Consider the following 19,052-nt stretch of genomic DNA (forward strand, 5'->3'; position numbering starts at 1 on the left):
GATAGCAGCGACTAAAAAGCGCAATATGTTCTGTAAGTGCCTCATCGGGAGTGGGTTATGCAAGCGGTTGGGTTTTTGCATACAGATAGCCTGTCCGAGGGTGATTTGAATTTATTGCAAACGGTCATCGATAGCCTTGGGGCTTCAATCTATACCAAAGACTTGAGCGGCCGTTACACCTTCGCCAACCAAGCTTTCTGCGAAATGGTCGGAGCTGCGAGGGAAGATGTTGTCGGGCACTCCCTTGATGATTTATTTGCCCCAAGCACGGCCGCTCAGCTCAAACAGGATGACCTCCGGGTACTGACCACCGGTCAAACCATTGAACAGAAAGAAATTCGAGTCTCCAGGCGGGGCGGAGAAAAACATGCATGTTTAACGGTCAAGAGACCGCTGTATAACCCCCAAGGCAAAATTATCGGCCTTTCGGGAGTTTCCATCGACATCACCAGCAATCAGAACTTTGAGGCTTTGCTGAGTGACTCCCGACAATTCCTGGATATGCTGCTCAGCAATGTCGATGGTCATTTCTATATCAAGGGACACGACCGTCGCTATCTCTTTGTCAGTCCAAAGGTCGCGGAACAATTTCAACGCAGTCCGGAGCAGATTGTCGGTCATACCGACGATGAGCTATTACCGGAAGAAGAGGCTCGGCGCGTCAAAGAATTCGATGATCAGGTTTTTGAAACAGGCGAGCGGCAAGCCGGTGAGGAGTACTTATCCGGAAGCACTGGGAAATTGCGCTATTTCTGGTCGATCAAGCAGTTGTTGCGCAGGGCTGATCACCCCGACTGTCTCATTGGACTGTCAATCGATATTACAGAGCTCAAAGAGACTCAACGCGCTGTCGCAAGTTCTGAAACACGCTTCCGGACCTTGTTCGAAGGCAGCCGGGATGCGGTCCTTTTGCTTGACCAGAAGGCGGGCATCATTGACTGCAATCAAGCGGCAATAGAGCTTCTGGGGCTGACCAGCAAGGCGGATTGCCTTGGACATACCCCTGCTGATTTCTCACCCCCAACCCAAGCCTGCGGAACGCCCTCCACCGAGCTGGCCGCCACCCACATCGCCATCATTAAAACGGAAAAACAGCATCGTTTTGACTGGCTTATCCAACGACCGGATGACGGTCCGGCCTTGGCGGTTGAAGTCAGTGCCAACATCGTGGATCTGGACGGTGAGGCCGTCATACTGGCCACGGTCCGTGACCTGACAGAACGGATGAAATACGAAGGGACCATTCATCAGCTGGCGTATTACGATGCGCTGACCGACCTGCCAAACCGACGCCTGTTTTTTGACCACCTGGCGAAAGCGCTGGCACTGAGTCAGCGCAGCGGCAACTATGGCGCGGTTATCTATTTGGACCTCGACAATTTCAAGCCGGTCAACGACCAGTACGGTCACATTGCAGGTGACTTGCTGCTACAGGAAGCCGCTCGACGCCTCGCCGGATGTGTGCGTGATCACGATACTGTGGCCCGCCTTGGCGGCGATGAGTTCGTGGTCTTGCTGGTCAATGTGGCACCGACGCCAGATGAGGCTTTGAAACAGGCCAAACATGTCGCGGAACGCATCCGTGATGACTTGGCCAAAACCTATTCCCTTGCCTTTGATACAGAAGAGGAAATGGGGAAGACTGTCGAGCATCAATGCTCGGCAAGCCTGGGAATGACCTTGTTCCCACCGTGCGGCGAAAGTGGCGAGGCCATTCTTCGGCGTGCTGATAACGCGATGTACCAGGCGAAAGCCGCAGGACGAAATCAGATCAAGTTAGATGCAGGGTACGGAAAATCGGCGCACTGAAGCCGGCAAGGACAATAAACTTTTGTTTCCATGCCGCCTTCAGAATCCTCGAGTCAGCGGTATGTGGTGGCCATTTTCTCCAGTGAAATCGGCTTGATGCGGCTGGCCTGACCGGCCGAGCCGAAGACTTCGAAGCGTTGGCGGCAGAGGTCGCTCGCTGCCGCGACGGCTGCTTTCCAAAAGGCCCGCGGATCAAACTCTTCCGGTTTTTCGGCCATGGCTTTCCGCATGGCGCCGGTCATGGCGAGGCGGATATCGGTATCGATATTGACCTTGCGCACGCCGTGGCGGATGCCTTCGACGATTTCCCCGATCGGCACGCCGTAGGTTTCCTTGATCGCGCCGCCGTACTGGCGGATGACCGCCAGCCATTCCTGCGGCACGCTGCTCGAGCCGTGCATGACCAGATGAGTATTTGGGATACGGGCGTGGATGGCCTTGATGCGGTCAATAGCGAGGATCTCGCCGGTCGGCGGCCGGGTGAACTTGTAGGCGCCGTGGCTGGTGCCAATGGCGATGGCCAGCGCGTCGACGCCGGTCCTGGCAACGAAGTCGGCGGCCTCATCGGGGTCGGTCAGCATCTGTGAGCGGTCGAGCTTGCCGGCAGCGCCGATGCCGTCTTCCTCGCCCGCTTCACCGGTTTCCAGCGACCCCAGGCAGCCCAGTTCGCCTTCGACCGAAACGCCGATGGCGTGGGCCATTTCGACCACTTTGCGCGTCACCAGGACGTTGTAAGCGTAGTTGGCCGGCGTCTTGCCATCCGGCCCCAACGAGCCGTCCATCATCACGCTGGAAAAACCGCTGCGCATCGACTGCTGGCAGACGGCCGGCGAGGTGCCATGATCCTGGTGCAGGCAGACGGGGATGTCCGGGTATTGCTCGATGGCGGCTTCGACCAATTTGCGCAGAAAAGGCTCGCCAGCGTATTTTCGGGCGCCGGCCGAGGCCTGCAGGATGACCGGGCTGTCGCAGGCTTCGGCCGCCTGCATGATGGCCTGGATCTGCTCCATGTTATTGACGTTGAAGGCGGGTAGACCGTAGCTGTGCTCTGCCGCGTGGTCGAGCAGTTGGCGCAGGGAAATGAGGGCCATGGTTGTTCCTTAATTCTGTTGGGAAGCGTTAACAAAATGAAGCGCAGCGGTTCTGGCTAGGCGCGCCGCCACAGGCAGTACACCGGGTACGGCAAGGCGGTGCAACGACGCCAGAATCATTTTGTTGGCGCTTCCGAAATATGGCGAACGAGGCGCAGCAGGTTGCAGGTATAGCCGTACTCGTTGTCGTACCAGGCCACGACCTTGACGAAGGTCGGGTCGAGCGCGATGCCGGCGCCGGCGTCGAAGATCGAGGGCAGACGGCAGCCGCGGAAATCGGTGGAAACAACGCTGTCGCCGGTATAGCCGAGCACGCCCTTGAGCGGGCCGGATTCCGCGGCGGCCTTCATGGCGGCGCAGATGTCCGCGTAGCTGGCCGGCTTTTCCAGTTCGACGGTCAGGTCGACCACCGAGACATCGGAAGTCGGCACGCGGAAGGCCATGCCGGTCAGCTTCTTGTTCAGCGCCGGGATCACCTTGCCGACGGCCTGGGCGGCGCCGGTCGAGGACGGGATGATGTTTTCCAGGATGCCGCGCCCGCCGCGCCAGTCCTTGCCGGATGGGCCGTCGACGGTCTTTTGTGTGGCGGTTGCAGCGTGCACGGTGCTCATCAGGCCGCGCCTGATGCCGAACTTGTCGTGCAGCACCTTGGCCACCGGGGCCAGGCCGTTGGTCGTGCACGAAGCAGCCGAAACGATGTCCTCGCCGGCGTAAGTCTCGTGATTGACGCCGTAGACAAACATCGGCGTCGAATCCTTGGCCGGGGCCGACTGGACAACCTTGCGGGCGCCAGCATGGACGTGCTTGAGGCAGCCGTCATGAGTCAGAAAATGGCCGGTCGCCTCGATCACGACATCGGCTTTGACCTCGCCCCAAGCCAACTGCTCGGGATGGCGCTCGGCGCTCAGGCGAATACGGCGGCCGTTGACCAGCAGATCGTTGCGGTCGACCGCAACGTCGCCGGCGAAATTGCCGTGCACCGAGTCGTACTTGAGCATATAGGCGAGATAGTCCGGTTCGAGCAGGTCGTTGATGGCGACCACCGCGATGTCGGCGAACTCCGCCTCCTTGGCGATGGCCCGGAAGGCCATGCGCCCGATCCGGCCGAAGCCGTTGATTGCCACCCGTATAGGCATGGTGTTGTCTCCTGATGATTAAGAATTCTTGAACGAGCCGGCCCGTTACACCCGTAGCAACGGGCGTTCGGGACAGCTTGAATTGGGTTTGGGCCGGACTAGGCGGACGTCAGGTCAGGCATCAGAAGTCACCATCACTGCCCCCGGCACTGACGATGGTGCGCAACACCGTCTGCGCCAGGTTGTCCGCGGTCAGGCCGTAGTGTTCGTAAAGCACCGGGGCCGGGGCCGAGGCGCCGAATTCGTCGAGGCCGAGCACGTCGCCGTCGAGGCCAACGTACTTTCGCCAGAAATCGGTCTGGCCGGCTTCGATGGCGACGCGGCAGACTTCCGGCGGCAGCACGAGCTTCTTCCACGTCGAAGGCTGCTGGTCGAAGCGCCGCGTGCAGGGCATCGAGACGACACGCACTGCAACGCCGCCGGTTTTCAGAATGGCCTGCGCCTGCATGGCGATGGCGACTTCCGAGCCGGTGGCGATGATCACTGCCTGCAGCGGGCCGTCGGCTTCGGAGAGCACGTAGCCGCCGCGGCTGGCACCTTCCGCCCGGCTCGCCGCGCCGCCGTATTGCGGCAGGTTTTGACGCGACAAAAAGAGGGTGGAAGGTCCGTTTTGGCGCTCGAGCGCGGCGCCCCAGGCGATGGCTGTTTCCAGCTCGTCGCACGGGCGCCACAGGTCGAGGCCGGGAATGATGCGCAGGCTGCTGGCGTGCTCGACCGGCTGGTGGGTCGGGCCATCCTCGCCGAGGCCGATGGAATCGTGGGTCAGGACATGGACGACGCGCTGCTGCATCAGGGCGCTCATCCGGATCGCGTTGCGGGCGTAGTCGGAGAAGACGGCGAAGGTGCCGCCGTAGGGAATCAACCCGCCGTGCAGGGCGACACCGTTCATGATCGCCGTCATGCCGAATTCGCGGACGCCGTAGGAAATGTAGTTGGCCTGCCGCTCACCAGCGCCCCGAAGGAAGTGCCCTTGGGGTACTTCATGCAGGGCCACGCTGCCTTTGCCGGCGGTCAGGTTGGAGCCGGTCAGGTCGGCCGAGCCGCCAAGTAGTTCGGGCACGCGGTCGACCAGCCAATCGAGGCAGTTCTGCGACGACTTGCGGGTGGCGACGGCGCCTTCCTTGCGGCCGGCCGTGGCCAGCAGTTCGCTTTTAATTTCCGGCCATTTTTCCGGCAGACCGCCGGCCTGCGTGCGTTCGAATTCGGCGGCGAGTTCCGGATACTCGGTGCGGTAAGCGGCGAACCTGGCCAGCCATGAGGCTTCGGCAGTGGCGCCAGTAGACTGGGCATTCCACGCGGCGCGCAGGCTGTCCGGCACTTCAAACGGCGGATGCAACCAGCCAAGCGCGGCACGGGTGGCGGCCGTTTCATCGGCGCCGAGCGGCGCGCCATGAACGTCGTGCGAACCGGCCTTGTTCGGCGAACCCCAACCGATCTGCGTGCGGCAGACGATCAGGGTCGGTTGGCTGGTGACGGCCTTGGCTTCGGCAATGGCCGCGGACAGCGCCACCGAGTCATGGCCGTCAATCGGCCCGACAACATGCCAGCCGTAGGCGCGGAAGCGGGCCGGGGTGTCGTCGCGGAACCAGCCTTTGACGTGGCCGTCGATGGAAATCCCGTTGTCGTCGTAGAAGCAGGTCAGCTTGTCGAGGCCCCAGACGCCGGCCAGCGAACAGGCTTCGTGGCTGATGCCTTCCATCAGACAGCCGTCACCGACGAAAACCCAAGTCCGGTGATCGACGATCTCGCAACCTGGCCGGTTGTAGCGCTGGGCCAGCAGCTTTTCGGCCAGCGCCATGCCGACGGCGTTGGTCAGGCCCTGGCCGAGCGGCCCGGTGGTCGTCTCGACGCCGGGCGTGTGGCCGACTTCCGGATGGCCGGCGGTGCGGCTGCCGAACTGGCGGAAGTTCTTGAGGTCATCGATATTGAGGTCGTAGCCGGTCAGGTGAAGCAGCGCGTAGAGCAGCATCGAGCCGTGACCGTTCGACAGTACGAAGCGGTCGCGGTCCGCCCACTGCGGGTTGGCTGGATTGTGCTTGAGATGGTCACGCCACAGCACTTCGGCGATGTCGGCCATGCCCATCGGCGCGCCAGGGTGTCCGGACTTGGCCTGATTGACGGCATCGATGGCCAGAAAGCGGACGGCGTTGGCCAGTTCGCGGCGGAAGGTGATTTCGGTCTGGTTGCGATCCATGCTTGTCTCCGTTTTTTCCAAATTCAGCTTGCAGTTCGCCCTCCCCGTGGAAACGGGGATCCTGTTCCTTGCATTTCGGGGTTCCCGCCGGAGCGGGAGCGACAAATCCCTAGGCCCGGCGCTTGTGGTCCATCAGGCGCAAAACCATCGGCGTGAAAATCATCTGCATGGCCAGGCCCATCTTGCCGCCGGGAACGACCAGCGTGTTCGGGCGGGTCATCATCGCGCCGTGCAGGATGTTGATCAGGTACTGAAAATCGATGCCCTTCGGGTTGGCGAAGCGGATCACCACCATGCTCTCGTCGGCCGTCGGGATGTCGCGGGCGATGAAGGGATTGGAGGTATCGACGATCGGCACGCGCTGGAAATTGACGTGGGTGCGCGAGAACTGCGGGCAAAGGTGGCTGACGTAATCTGGCATCCGACGCAGGATGGTGTCGGTGACCGCTTCCTGCGAATAGCCGCGCATTTTCTGGTCGCGGTGCAGCTTCTGGATCCATTCGAGGTTGATGGTCGGCACCACGCCGACGCAGAGATCGACCTGTTTGGCGATGTCGATCTGGTCATCGGCATAGGCGCCGTGCAGGCCTTCGTAGAACATCAGGTCGGTAGTCGCGGTGATTTCCTGCCACGGCGTGAAGGTGCCCGGTTGCTGGCCGAAAGGCTCGGCCTCGCCCGCATCGTGCAGGTATTTGCGGACTTTGCCGGTGCCGTTCTGGCCGTAGGCGATGAACAGGTCCTGCAATTCCTCAAGCAGATTGGCTTCCGGGCCGAAGTGGCTGAAATTGCGATTGCCGGCCTCTTCCTGCGCCTTCATTTCGGCGCGCATGGCCAGGCGGTCGTAGCGATGAAACGAGTCACCCTCGACGATCTGCGCCTTGAGGCACTCGCGACGGAAGATGTGCTGGAAGCTCTGCATCACCGTGCTGGTGCCGGCGCCGGACGAACCGGTGATAGCGATGATGGGGTGTTTGACGGACATGTGCTTCTCCCTGTGCTTTGAATTCAGGCGCGCGACTCGTCGCGGAACAGCGAGCGTTCCGAAAACAGCGGCGAAACAAACGGCCGATCAGCCCCGGTGTCGTATTCGTGGTGATAGCGCGCCAGCCGCTCGACCTCGTTCTTCGAGCCGAGGATGACCGGCGCGCGCTGGTGCAGGCTGTCCGGTACCACGTCGAGGATGCGCTGGCGGCCAGTGCTCGCGGCACCACCGGCCTGCTCGATCAGCATGGCCATCGGATTGGCTTCGTAGAGCAGGCGCAAGCGCCCCGGTTTGCTCGGGTCCTTGCTGTCCTTGGGGTACATGAAGATGCCGCCGCGGATCAGGATGCGGTGCACTTCGGCGACCATCGAAGCGATCCAGCGCGTATTGAAATCCTCGCCACGGACGCCAGATTTGCCGGCCTTGCACTCGCTGACGTAGCGCTGCACCGGCGGCTCCCAGAAACGCTCGTTGGAAGTATTGATGGCGAATTCGCGGGTGTCTTCCGGCACGCGGATATTGGCGTGGGTCAGGATGAAATTGCCGCTCTCGCGATCCAGCGTGAAGCCGTGCGTGCCATTGCCCAGCGTCAGCACCATCATCGTCGATGGGCCGTAGATGGCGTAGCCGGCGGCGACCTGTTCGCTGCCCGGCCGCAGGTAATCACCGAGCTCGGCATCGCCAGCGGCCCTGCGGGAAAATATCGAAAAAATAGTGCCGACCGAGACATTGACGTCGCTGTTCGACGAGCCGTCGAGCGGGTCGAACACCAGCAGGTAGCGGCCGCGCGGGTATTCGGCAGGGATCGGGTACGGGTCGTCCATTTCCTCGGAAGCCATGCCGGCCAGCTGGCCGCCCCACTCGCAGTGACGCAGGATGGCATCGTTAGTCAGCACATCGAGCTTCTTCTGCACTTCGCCCTGGACATTGGTGCTGTCCAGCGCACCATGGTGGCCAGCCAGCGCCCCCTTGGCGACCATCGCCGAGATGGTCTTGACGGCGGCGGCGACGTCGATCAGCAGGGCGCCGAGTTCGCCATGGCTGGCGCGAGTGTTTTCGATGACGAATTTCGAGAGGGTCGTACGGCCGAATTGCATGGTGTCTCCAATCATTCTTGTGTTACCGCATTGGCAACCAAGATAAGTGACTTATTAATTAAGTAACAGTCAGACTTTCTTACCAACCGAGTAAGCCATCGTTTATTAAATGGGCGCTTACCAATCGCTTCAAAAATCCTGACTGGCCGCCGGTGGGGCGCCGGGCTATCGTCCGTCGCATGCACACACTTCAAGCCCTGATCTTCGACGTCGACGGCACGCTGGCCGACACCGAGCGCGACGGCCATCGCCCCGCCTTCAATGCGGCCTTTGCCGAGCACGGCCTGGACTGGTACTGGGATGAAATGCTGTACGGCGAATTGCTCGCCATCGCCGGCGGCAAGGAGCGCATCCGTCACTACGCCCCCCGCCGCGCCCCCGACATTGCTGCCCGGCCCGAGTTCGACTGCCTCGTCCGCGACCTGCACGCCGCTAAGACACGCCACTACCTGCGCCTCGTCGAATCCGCCAGCCTGCCGCTCCGGCCCGGCGTCGCGGCGCTGATCCAGCAAGCCCGCCAACGCGGCCTACGCCTCGCCATCGCCACCACGACCACTCCGGAAAACGTCACCACGCTGCTCAACGCCACACTCGGGGCGGAGTCACCCGACTGGTTTGAAGTGATCGGTGCCGGCGACATCGTTCCCCACAAGAAGCCGGCGCCCGACATTTACCGCTGGGTGCTCGATCGTCTCGCCCTGCCGGCCGAAAATTGCCTGGCCATCGAAGATTCAGCCAACGGCCTGCAAGCCGCCCGCGCCGCCGGGATGCGCTGCCTCGTTACGCCCAACAACTACACAGCCGGCGAGGATTTCAGCGGTGCATGGCAGGTGCTGTCGGACCTGCTGGAGGTTGATCTCTCCGCCATCGCCACCCCATAAAGTTCATATTTGTCCGTTTTCCCGGTTGAATTTGGCTGGCCCGACTACCCGCCCCCGGCGCACAAAACTCAAGTTTGCCCCCCATTGGCCGTAATGACTGATAGAACAAGCCACCCAGGAGCGAGACCGTGAGCGAAAAAGAATCCAAGGACAGCCAGGAGCAGCCCGTCAAGGCGCGATCATTTGAAAAACCGACGATGATCCTCGTGGCTGTCGCGCTCGTGGTAACGCTGGCCAACACCGCGCTGATCGTCATGAACCCCACCGCCAAAAAGGTCGAGCAATTCAATGAAGAGCTCAAGACCGACCTGGCGGACAGTGTGGCTTCGCTGCACAAGAAGATCGACGGCTTGCGCTCGGCCGAGGCCGAATGGCAGTCCGTGCTCAAAAAAGCCCAGGCCAAGCCGGACGCCATCTACAAGGTCGTCAACACCAAGGACGGCTACCTGACGCTGACGGAAATCGAGAAGACCGAAGGCTCAGCCGCGAAGTAAGTCGCATGGCCGGAAACCCGGCTCCAGCCGCCGGGGAGCAGTTTTCTGCCAGCCACCAAAACATGGTCTGTCCCCTGTTATTGCTGAGGTTTCGCCAGACTTGGAAAGTGGACTCAGGAATATTTGAGGTAACCAGCCTGCCTAGGGCAGGTCCGGTTGACTGAGAAGCTAGGCCGCATCCGGGGGTATGGTGCAGTCAAGCACTTCGATAAGCTCCTCGAACTGCCGGAATTTGCCTTCATAACGCACTGTTCGACCACTGAGCGGCGTGTGAGAAAAGTTCTTTGTCTGCATGAAAAAAAGTGTGCTCCATACAACTCTGAAAACCTTCTGGGCATCACTGCGGTCTACTGAAGTTGGACTAGCGTTTAGTTGGAGGGACTTGGTCCTCCGACGGGGAACATCGACCACTTCCTCGTAGTGCTTGTTTGTGTGAAAGCCAAGCTCCTTCGGGGTAGCCAAGGCTGGAGTCCCTTGAGCTTCAATGTCTGAGACATCGAGGTGCCAGATGTGGTTGTGAAGCAAGAGATTCCGAAGAAGAAAAATCTCGACAAGTTCCCTCTTGTTTGGAAGGTCTGGAAAGTACTTCTCGAGCAAATCTGGAGTGCTATTCGCGGCCGCTTCAAATTCGGCATTCCTTACGAATCGAAGTCTCGCGGTATACGACTCCAAGACAGCGACTAGAAGCACTGAGATTGATGCGGCATAACCATTCTCCCTGTGGCTGGTGCCCGACGGGTGGATATCCGGCGCAGCGCATCGGGTCAGGTTCTCAATCAGATCCGCAATAGGTTGAAAGTACGCAGCCCCGACAACAGTGACCAAATCAGTTATGGAGGATGAGGACATGGTTTTGATACGACCTGATAGTTATAAACAAATGAGGAAAAGACCACTTTTTAGAACCTACCCTGTTGTTTTATCAGGAATCGATTTGCGCGTTTGCTGGCATATTTTCGACAGTTTTCGGGCGACAGACCAGACAGTATGAATGTTTGGCCAAGATTGCAAATGGCATTTGATAGGCAGCTTTTGGTATTACTGGAGCGCGTTGGCGGGATTTCAATTTTGGCCGTTTTTCCCGGTTGAACATCAGGATCTTCCCCGGCGGGCATCAAGCAACGCAAACCGCTAAACTGCCCCCTCCCGGCACCTTCAATCTCCCCATGGAAAACCTGCTCTACTGGATCGGCCTCGCCGCCGTCGCTGTCAGCGCCCTGACCGGCGTGCTCGACGCCGGCCGCAAGAACATGGACCTGATCGGCGCGGTGATGGTTGGCTGCGCCACGGCACTGGGGGGCGGCACGGTGCGCGACGTGCTGCTCGACCGCAAAGTCTTCTGGATCAGCGATCAGACCTATCTGGTGGTCGCACTGCTCACGACACTGCTCATTTTCTTTGCAGTGCGCGCCCTGCACCTGCCATCACGTCGCTTCCTGATTCCCGACGCCATCGGCCTGGCGCTATTCACTGTTTCCGGCACGCAGATTGCGCTGGAATGGCAGGCGCCGTGGCTGGTTGCCAGCCTGCTTGGGGTGATTACCGGGGTCGTTGGCGGCGTGCTGCGCGATGTGCTGTGCAACGAAGTGCCGCTGGTTTTCGTGCGCGGCGAACTCTATGCTTCCGCGGCCTGGGCCGGAGCGCTGGTACTGATCGGCCTGCAGGGATTCGACATTTCGCCGGTCATTGCCGCGTGGGCAGGCATGGCGGTCGTTCTTGCCGCCCGCCTGCTGGCCATCGCCTTCCGCATTACCCTGCCGATCTACTCGGAACGGCAGTGAGGCCGATCAGCGGCTACTGCTCTTCCAGTTGGCCACGCAGTTTTGCCTGAAGTACTTCAGGGCGCGATCCATGTAGGCGTCGGGCATCTGCGGGTCGTTATCGGCCAGATGCACTTCTGCATCGGGTCTCAAGTCCTGCGACCACATCAGCTTGAGGTCTTCGCGCTGCTCAAAGGGGGCGTGCTCGTCAATAAATGCGGCCACCGCTTTTGAGTCGAATCCCTTTTCGCGGAAGGTGGTGATGATGCTCTTGGCCTCCTTGAGCAAGGCGGCCGCCTTGGGCGGATGACCGGTGGCGACGCTGAGAAAAATCGTTGCCAGCACGGCGGGATCGTCGGCATTGCCTTTGGTGATGCGCACCCACTCCTTGGCCACCAGCCTGTCGTAGGCGACCACATCGTCTTCCGAGGCATCCCGAACGAAATAGGCCCCCTGCGCTTCGGCGTGCAGAATTTCGTCGGCTGACTTTTCCGGTGATTTCAGGCGGGGCAGCGCAGTGTCAATAAATTCCTGCATGGCCTGCCGGGTCATCTGCTCGAATGCCTCCGGCGCCTCGCGCAGGAAGGCGTCAAGTGTCGTCGGTTTGGGCTTGAAGCTTTTCTTGCGCAGCGCTTCAACGAGCTTGATGAACTCACCCTTCGACGGCATTTCCAGCGTTTTGGCGCCGGCGTAGAGCAGCAGCATCGCCGAGCGAATCACCTCTTCCGCGCTGTAGTCTTCGTATTCGTCCGGCTTTGCGTTCAACTGCCGCGCCAGCCAGCGGGCAAAATCGATGCGCATCTGGTTGGCCTGGCACTGGGCAACCTGCGCCCGGTAGCTGGCCACGGACAGCGGGAAGGCAAAGCTGCGCTCATTGACGAAAATCTTCTGCGCCAATGGATCCACCCGGCGCGCATGCAGGCTGGTTTCGCCGGGCATCGCGTGCAGGCGCTTGAGCATCTCGGAGCCGCCCCGCGAGTGGGACAGCAGCGTGTTGTCGCGCAGTGACATGGCTGCGGCGCGCAAATCGCCGTTCGAGAAATCTTCGAGATACAGGCTGATCAGGTTGGCCATGCGCGCCACGGCGCTTTCCAGATCGGTGCGCAAATAGGCAGTGCCGAAATGATCGGCAATCTGGACGATCCCTTTCGGGCCATCGGCTTCCATCCGGGCGATGTCGGCCGGCGTCAGGATGCCCTGCGCCAGCCCGAAGCGCACCGCTTTTTCGAAGTAGGGGCGATCATCAACGACCGCGACTGAGTTGTTCACTGAGGCCATTGTCAGAGCGCCGATTCCTCGTCATCCGCTGCGGCAGCTGGGCCGGGTTTCGGCTTGCTCGCCACCGCTTCGTCGTCCTCGAGGACTTCGACACGGCGCAGCAGGCGGTCGCGCAGGATGATGACGATCTGCTCGAAAATGTCCGACAGTTCGTAGCGCAGCACCCAGGCGGTTTCCATCCAGTCGTGGTCGGCGATTTCCGAGCGCGGCACCTTGGGCCGCGAGCCGGTAATGGAATTGCCTTCGTGCAGGGCTTCGTCGATCTCTTCGATTTTTTCGTTGAGCCAGGAGATCGACTTCGATTCATGGCCATACTCGGCGTCGAACTCCTCGGAGAACACGCCGGACATGGCGAAGGCCAGCAGCTCGTCATCACGCTCGCCGAAATAATTGGCCAGCACTTCGTAGCCACCTTCGATCTCGCCAATCGCTTCAAGGTACTCGGCGGTCATTTCCTCGTCGCGGTAAAGCACGGCATTCATCATGCCGTGCAGGGCGGCGTGGGTCTGGTCGCGATAGCGAACTTCGAGAATGACAGCCCGGGCGAACTGTTCCGGCGTGACCAGCATATTGACCACGGTCTGTTTCGATCCGTCGAAGCCGCGCATGATGGCGAGCAGGTCCTTCGGCGCGACGTCGTTCAAGATCTCGACCAGTGCGTCATCGCCTTCGCTGTCGGCAATGTTGGCCAGGGCCGTTTCGGCGCCCTTCACGTCGCCGGCGAGAATGAGTTGGGATGCCTTGAGTACGACCGGATGTTTCATTTCATGCCTTATCTAAAAATCGAATAGTGCGGGCTGTGTCAGCGGGGATCAGGATTTCAGCGAATCGAAGCCCTGCTCGCCCAGCCAGTCGTCACCGGCTTCGGCCAGATCACGGTCTTCATCGTCGCCCTCTTCATCACTGTTCCGACTGCTGCGATCTTCCTCGTCACCACGCTCTTCGTCATCGTCATCGTCATCGTCGTTCTTCGACGCCGACTGGGGCGCGCTGTGATCGAACTTGCGGATGAATTCCAGGCAGGCGGCAGTCACCATGAACGCCTCGCCGGCGCCCTCGGCCAGCACCGCGGCCAGGTAAGGGGCGGCCCAGGATTCCAGCTTGACGACGGCGCTGACGTCATCCCAGCTCGGAAAGTCGCCGTCATCCGGCTCGCACATCACGGCGGCAGCCATGGCCTTGGGATTGGGGAAGGAAAAACCGTCGTAAAACACCGGCACCACCATCTCCGGGCTGAACTCAATCATCGGCAGGATGGACTTCAATTCCTGGCGTTTTTCCTTCAGCCGGAGTTTGAGCGCAGACTTTCCCTCCGAATCGTTCAGCAGATCCTGAATTTCCGCGTCGTACGACGCTGACAACTCGGCAAAGTAATAAGACTTTTTCACTTTTGCATGTTTCCTAAATGGCTGGACCAGATTTCGCGCGCCACGACCAGCGGGTCGTCGATCAGGCTGGTGCGCCGGGTCTCGTCATAGACCTTGCGGCGATCCACATCGGCCAGTACTTCGTAAGCTTCCTGCACCGCCCTGAATTTGCTGGCGGCGTCGGGTTCCGGGTTGCGGTCGGGGTGAAACTGCGCCGCTTTCTTCCGGTAGGCCGTCTTGATGATTTCATTGCTGGCATCCGGTGCGACGCCGAGCAGCCCGTAATAGTCTTTCATAGTGCCTTTATCTGTGGTCAGGGATCAGCGAAAACCTGAGTGATTCCCTCGCAAAAAACAACGCGTTACGGCCAAAGGCGAATTATCCGTCAACTAAGCCAACAATGCTTCCTCGCTGTCGACTGGAAGCGATCATCCATGCCCCGGAATGCAAGGGCTGGTCTGGGAATAGCGGGAAATTCTGCCAGAAACCGAAAGGCTCAAACAAGGCTCATTGGTTCAGCCATCGCTTAAGTGTCAGATAAAAACACGTGACTATTATTTATCAATAGCCCCGCCTAGCATTCAGTCCATAGTTTTTCCCCGACGAATAACCCAGGAGACAAGACGATGGACCAGTCAAACCGCTATGCCGATCTCAGCCTGACCGAAGCCGAACTGATCGCCGGTGGCCAGCACATCCTGTGCGCCTACAAGATGAAACCCAAGGCCGGCCACCGCTATCTTGAAGCCGCCGCTCACTTCGCCGCCGAATCATCCACCGGCACCAATGTCGAGGTGTGTACGACCGACGAATTCACGAAGGGCGTCGATGCCCTGGTCTATCACATCGACGAGGCGAGCGAGGACATGCGCATCGCCTACCCGCTCGACCTGTTCGACCGCAACATGACCGATGGCCGGATGATGATGGCCTCCTTCCTGACGCTGACCATCGGCAACAACCAGGGCATGGGCGACATCGAGCATGCCAAGATGGTCGATTTCTACGTGCCGCGCCGTGGCATCGAGCTGTTCGACGGCCCGAGCAAGGACATTTCCGACCTCTGGCGCATGCTCGGCCGGCCGGTCAAGGACGGCGGCTACATCGCCGGCACCATCATCAAACCCAAGCTCGGCCTGCGCCCGGAGCCCTTCGCCCGCGCCGCCTACGAATTCTGGCTCGGTGGAGATTTCATCAAGAACGACGAGCCGCAGGGCAACCAGGTTTTCGCGCCGCTAAAAAAGGTCATTCCGCTGGTCTATGATTCAATGAAGCGGGCCATGGACGAAACCGGCGAGGCAAAGCTGTTCTCGATGAACATCACGGCCGACGACCATTTCGAAATGTGTGCCCGCGCCGACTTTGCCCTCGAAGCCTTCGGCCCGGATGCCGACAAGCTGGCCTTTCTGGTTGATGGCTATGTCGGCGGCCCGGGCATGATCACTACCGCCCGCCGGCAGTACCCTAACCAGTACCTGCACTACCACCGCGCCGGCCACGGCGCCGTCACTTCACCCTCATCAAAGCGCGGCTACACCGCCTACGTGCTGGCCAAGATGTCCCGCCTGCAGGGCGCTTCCGGCATCCACGTTGGCACCATGGGCTACGGCAAGATGGAAGGCGACAAGGACGACCGCGCCTGCGCCTACATCATCGAGCGCGACAGCTACACGGGACCGGTCTATCACCAGGAGTGGTACGGCATGAAGCCGACGACGCCGATCATTTCCGGCGGCATGAACGCGCTGCGCCTGCCTGGCTTCTTCGAAAATCTCGGTCACGGCAATGTGATCAACACGGCAGGTGGTGGTGCGTATGGTCACATTGACTCACCGGCCGCCGGTGCGCGCTCGCTGCGTCAGGCTTACGATTGCTGGAAGGCCGGGGCCGATCCGGTGGAGTGGGCGCGCGACCACTACGAGTTCGCTCGGGCGTTTGAATCGTTCCCGCAGGATGCGGATCAGTTGTATCCGGGGTGGCGGCATAAGTTGCGGCCAGCGGCGTGAGGCTGGTTATCAACCGCTGCTTTCCGCCTTGCGGGCGGGCATACTTTCTTTTGCTTCGCCAAAAGAAAGTAGCCAAAGAAAAGGCGACCCCGAGTTACGCGGTTGGCTGCGCCAACTTCCCTGCGCTACTCAAAACCGTCGGGGGCTGCGGAACTCGGGCTTCGCCCTCAGACAGTCCTCGCCCTTTTTCCGCCGTTTTCTCCGTTGCTCGGCGCTTCACACGGGGCCCTAAACTCGTCTCGGAACCAAGCGACAACCAAGAAATTGACTTCCACGGTCAACCGGGAAAAAGGCCAAAAATGAAATTCACAGGTTCAGCGAGGACGCCTCACCGGGCCCCTTGGAAGGTGCCGAGCAACGCAGAAGCGCCGGGGGACTTCGGCTGGCGTTGTCTGAGCCGCAGGCGAGTTTAGCCAGCCGCCCGGCGTTTCGAGTAGCACAGGGAACCGGCGCAGCCGGCACCGACCCTGGGTCGCCTTTTCTTTGCTTACTTTCTTTTGGCGAAGCAAAAGAAAGTAAGGCGCGCCTCAAGCGCGAAAACCAACGCTAAAACAATCACCAGCATTAAACTCCCCCTTACCAAACACCCAAAAAAACCCGAGCCGCCCTGAACATGAACTTCATCCGCACCCTGACGCTCCGCCAGTTGCAGATTTTCGTCGTCGCTGCCCGCCACCTGAGCTACGCCCGCGCCGCCGAGGAACTGCACCTGACGCCCCCCGCCGTCTCGATGCAGTTGAAACAGCTCGAAGACAACGTCGGCCTGCCACTGTTCGAACGCATGGGCCGTGGCGTCGCGCTGACGGATGCCGGCGAGCTGCTGATGCACCACGCCCTGCGCGTGCTCGGCGAGATCAAGGACGCCGAGGCCAACCTTCAGGGCCTGCTCGGGGCCGAAGCCGGCCAGCTCTCGGTCGGTCTGGTCAGCACTGCCAAATATTTCATGCCCCGCCTGCTCGCCCAGTTTTCGCAGGCGCACCCCGGCATCGAAGTGCAGTTCTCGGTCGGCAACCGCGAAACGCTGCTGCAAAAGCTGCAGGACAACGCCATCGACCTCGCCGTGATGGGCCGTATCCCGGTCGAGATCGACGCTCACGCCGAGCCGATGGCCAGCCACCCTTACGTGCTGATCGGCCCGGCCGACCACCCGCTGCGTGACGCCCGCCGTTTTGACCTGCAGGAGCTGCGCCACGAAACCTTTCTGCTGCGTGAGGAAGGCTCGGGTTCGCGCCGGGTGGCCGAGGAAATGTTCAAGAACCATCTGTTCACACCGGCCAAGACCATTAGCATGGGCAGCAACGAAACGATCAAGCAAGCGGTCATGGCCGGCATGGGCATCGCGCTGATTTCGCTGCACACCCTGCCGCTTGAACTGAAAACCGCCGAGGTGGCCGTCTTCGACGTCATCGGCACACCGATTGAACGCACCTGGTACGTCGTGCACATGAACAGCAAACGCCTGCTACCAGCTGGCCAGCGCTTCCGCCAGTTCCTGCTCGAACAGGCGACGCCAGGGCTGGAGCAGGAATTCGGCCGCTATCTTGCGGCACGCACCGCATCCTGATTTGCTTACGCTACAATCTGTTGCACCGCAACAATAATGCCTTCAACCTCGATCATGCATCCTCGCCTTGCGCTTTCCGACCTGCAGGAGCACCCGCTCCGCCAGCGCCTGAACAACGAGTTCCACGCCCGGCCGCCCGTACCGCTGGTCGGCGCCATGCTCGTCTCGCATCTGGTCTTCAAGCACAGCGCCGAGAAAGCACCGGCCGCCCGTGACAACCTGAGCAAGCTCTGCCAGGGCCACGTCTGCAATTCGATTGAAAGCTCCGACTCGCACCTGATGATCGATACCGGCGCCTTCCGTATGCGCTGGGAGCTGCACACCGAATTCTCCAGCTACACCTTCTTCCGCCCGCTGGCCAGCGGCGAAGAACTGCACCCGGACGTCACTGCATTCGATGCCGTGCATCCCGAGTGGTTTTCCGGCATCCCGGGCAAGCTGATCGTCGCTACCCATGTCGAACTGCGGTCGACTGACGAAATCAGCCCGGATTCGATTCTCGCCAGCCTGACGCCGAACGGCCGGACGATGGTTGCCGCCAAGGTGGCCGACGACACCGCCTGGATCTTCACCGATTTCAAGATCGACAACGGCTTCTCGCGCTTTCTGGTGCTCAACGCCGGCATGACCCAGCGCCAGACCGGCCGTACCGTGCAGCGTCTGGTCGAGATCGAAACCTACCGGATGATGGCCCTGCTCGGCCTGCCGGTCGCCAAGGAGGTCGGGCGCTGGCTGTACGACGGCGAGAAAAAGCTGGCCGACATGATGGACCGCATCGGCCATGCCAAGTCGCCGACCGACGAACGCGAAGTGCTCGGCATGCTGTCGGCGCTGGCCGCCGACGTCGAGCACTCCGTCGCCCGCACCACCTTCCGCTTCGGCGCTTCCCGGGCCTATCACGGGTTGGTCATGCAGCGCATCGAGGAACTGCGCGAAACCCGCATCTCCGGCCTGCCTACCTTCTTCGAATTCATGCAGCGCCGGCTACTGCCGGCCATGAACACCTGCGAAGCGATCAGCCGTCGACAGGAAGAACTCTCCGCCCGCGTCGCCCGCAACAGCCAGTTGCTGCGCACCCGCGTCGACATCGAACTGGAACGCCAGAACCAGGAACTGCTCGGCCAGATGAATCGCCGCGCCAAACTCCAGCTACACCTGCAGGAAGCCGTCGAAGGCCTGTCGGTGGTCGTTCTGACCTACTACGGCTCGCAACTGGTCCAGTACATCGCCAAAGGCACCAAAGAACTTCACCACATCAATACCGACGTAATCACCGCCGTATCGATTCCGGTGATCGCCGGGCTGGTTGCCTGGGGCACCCGCCGCATGCGCAAGAAACTGTCTGCCGAAGAAGGCATTCAGCACTAGTTTGCAAATCGGCAACGGATTTGAT

At 60.7% G+C, this 19,052-nt stretch carries 17 protein-coding genes; 7 read left to right on the forward strand and 10 right to left on the reverse strand.

Annotated elements, in window-relative coordinates:
- Positions 1–57: 57 nt before the first annotated feature.
- A complete protein-coding gene (locus tag DARO_RS18480; protein WP_011289348.1) occupies positions 58–1,809 on the forward strand; it encodes a PAS domain-containing protein in 1,752 nt (583 codons plus the stop codon).
- Positions 1,810–1,862: 53 nt separating this feature from the next.
- Here the strand turns inward: DARO_RS18480 and fba are convergent, their stop codons facing one another.
- From fba to DARO_RS18505, 5 genes are all read right to left on the reverse strand, one after another.
- Positions 1,863–2,900, reverse strand: a complete 1,038-nt coding sequence (gene fba / locus DARO_RS18485; protein WP_011289349.1) for a class II fructose-bisphosphate aldolase — start codon at positions 2,898–2,900, stop codon at positions 1,863–1,865.
- Positions 2,901–3,016: 116 nt separating this feature from the next.
- The gene (gene gap / locus DARO_RS18490) at positions 3,017–4,036 is read right to left on the reverse strand and encodes a type I glyceraldehyde-3-phosphate dehydrogenase (protein WP_011289350.1); all 1,020 of its coding nucleotides are present in this window, start codon (positions 4,034–4,036) and stop codon (positions 3,017–3,019) included.
- Between the two features lie 121 nt (positions 4,037–4,157).
- Complete coding sequence (gene tkt / locus DARO_RS18495) at positions 4,158–6,230, reverse strand: transketolase (RefSeq protein ID WP_011289351.1); 2,073 nt, start codon at positions 6,228–6,230, stop codon at positions 4,158–4,160.
- Between the two features lie 109 nt (positions 6,231–6,339).
- Positions 6,340–7,212, reverse strand: coding sequence for a phosphoribulokinase (locus DARO_RS18500; protein ID WP_011289352.1), 873 nt, complete (start codon positions 7,210–7,212; stop codon positions 6,340–6,342).
- Positions 7,213–7,235: 23 nt separating this feature from the next.
- Positions 7,236–8,309 carry a class 1 fructose-bisphosphatase gene (locus tag DARO_RS18505; RefSeq protein ID WP_011289353.1) on the reverse strand — a complete coding sequence of 358 codons (1,074 nt, stop codon included), beginning with the start codon at positions 8,307–8,309 and terminating at the stop codon, positions 7,236–7,238.
- 179 nt (positions 8,310–8,488) lie between these two features.
- Here DARO_RS18505 and DARO_RS18510 point away from each other — a divergent pair, with 179 nt between their 5' ends.
- Positions 8,489–9,190: an HAD family hydrolase gene (locus DARO_RS18510; RefSeq protein ID WP_011289354.1), complete on the forward strand. Its 702-nt coding sequence runs from the start codon at positions 8,489–8,491 to the stop codon at positions 9,188–9,190.
- A gap of 128 nt (positions 9,191–9,318) precedes the next feature.
- The gene (locus DARO_RS18515; protein WP_011289355.1) at positions 9,319–9,684 is read left to right on the forward strand and encodes a hypothetical protein; all 366 of its coding nucleotides are present in this window, start codon (positions 9,319–9,321) and stop codon (positions 9,682–9,684) included.
- A 168-nt stretch (positions 9,685–9,852) separates the two neighbouring features.
- Here DARO_RS18515 and DARO_RS18520 read toward each other — a convergent pair whose 3' ends face one another.
- The gene (locus DARO_RS18520; RefSeq protein WP_041224513.1) at positions 9,853–10,533 is read right to left on the reverse strand and encodes a hypothetical protein; all 681 of its coding nucleotides are present in this window, start codon (positions 10,531–10,533) and stop codon (positions 9,853–9,855) included.
- 317 nt (positions 10,534–10,850) lie between these two features.
- Between DARO_RS18520 and DARO_RS18525 the strand changes: the two genes are divergently transcribed.
- Positions 10,851–11,465, forward strand: a complete 615-nt coding sequence (locus tag DARO_RS18525) for a trimeric intracellular cation channel family protein (protein WP_011289357.1) — start codon at positions 10,851–10,853, stop codon at positions 11,463–11,465.
- Between the two features lie 6 nt (positions 11,466–11,471).
- On the opposite strand, the gene DARO_RS18530 is transcribed toward DARO_RS18525, so the two are convergent.
- The 4 genes from DARO_RS18530 to DARO_RS18545 are packed head-to-tail and all read right to left on the reverse strand — an operon-like array spanning position 11,472 to position 14,385.
- Entirely contained in the window at positions 11,472–12,713 is a 1,242-nt protein-coding gene (locus DARO_RS18530) for a hypothetical protein (RefSeq protein ID WP_198134070.1), read from the reverse strand.
- An 11-nt stretch (positions 12,714–12,724) separates the two neighbouring features.
- The gene (locus tag DARO_RS18535) at positions 12,725–13,486 is read right to left on the reverse strand and encodes a hypothetical protein (protein ID WP_011289359.1); all 762 of its coding nucleotides are present in this window, start codon (positions 13,484–13,486) and stop codon (positions 12,725–12,727) included.
- Positions 13,487–13,534: 48 nt separating this feature from the next.
- Positions 13,535–14,110: a hypothetical protein gene (locus DARO_RS18540; protein ID WP_011289360.1), complete on the reverse strand. Its 576-nt coding sequence runs from the start codon at positions 14,108–14,110 to the stop codon at positions 13,535–13,537.
- Positions 14,107–14,385 carry a DnaJ domain-containing protein gene (locus tag DARO_RS18545; RefSeq protein WP_011289361.1) on the reverse strand — a complete coding sequence of 93 codons (279 nt, stop codon included), beginning with the start codon at positions 14,383–14,385 and terminating at the stop codon, positions 14,107–14,109. The genes DARO_RS18540 and DARO_RS18545 overlap by 4 nt, the downstream gene beginning before the upstream one ends.
- A 330-nt stretch (positions 14,386–14,715) precedes the next feature.
- Here DARO_RS18545 and DARO_RS18550 point away from each other — a divergent pair, with 330 nt between their 5' ends.
- From DARO_RS18550 to DARO_RS18560, 3 genes are all read left to right on the forward strand, one after another.
- Positions 14,716–16,095, forward strand: a complete 1,380-nt coding sequence (locus DARO_RS18550) for a ribulose-bisphosphate carboxylase (protein ID WP_011289362.1) — start codon at positions 14,716–14,718, stop codon at positions 16,093–16,095.
- 613 nt (positions 16,096–16,708) lie between these two features.
- Positions 16,709–17,659 (forward strand): LysR family transcriptional regulator, encoded by a 951-nt coding sequence (locus DARO_RS18555; RefSeq protein WP_011289363.1) that lies wholly within the window; start codon positions 16,709–16,711, stop codon positions 17,657–17,659.
- Positions 17,660–17,713: 54 nt separating this feature from the next.
- A complete protein-coding gene (locus DARO_RS18560; protein WP_041225249.1) occupies positions 17,714–19,027 on the forward strand; it encodes a DUF3422 domain-containing protein in 1,314 nt (437 codons plus the stop codon).
- The last annotated feature ends 25 nt before the right edge of the window (positions 19,028–19,052 follow it).

The sequence above is a fragment of the Dechloromonas aromatica RCB genome (genome assembly GCF_000012425.1).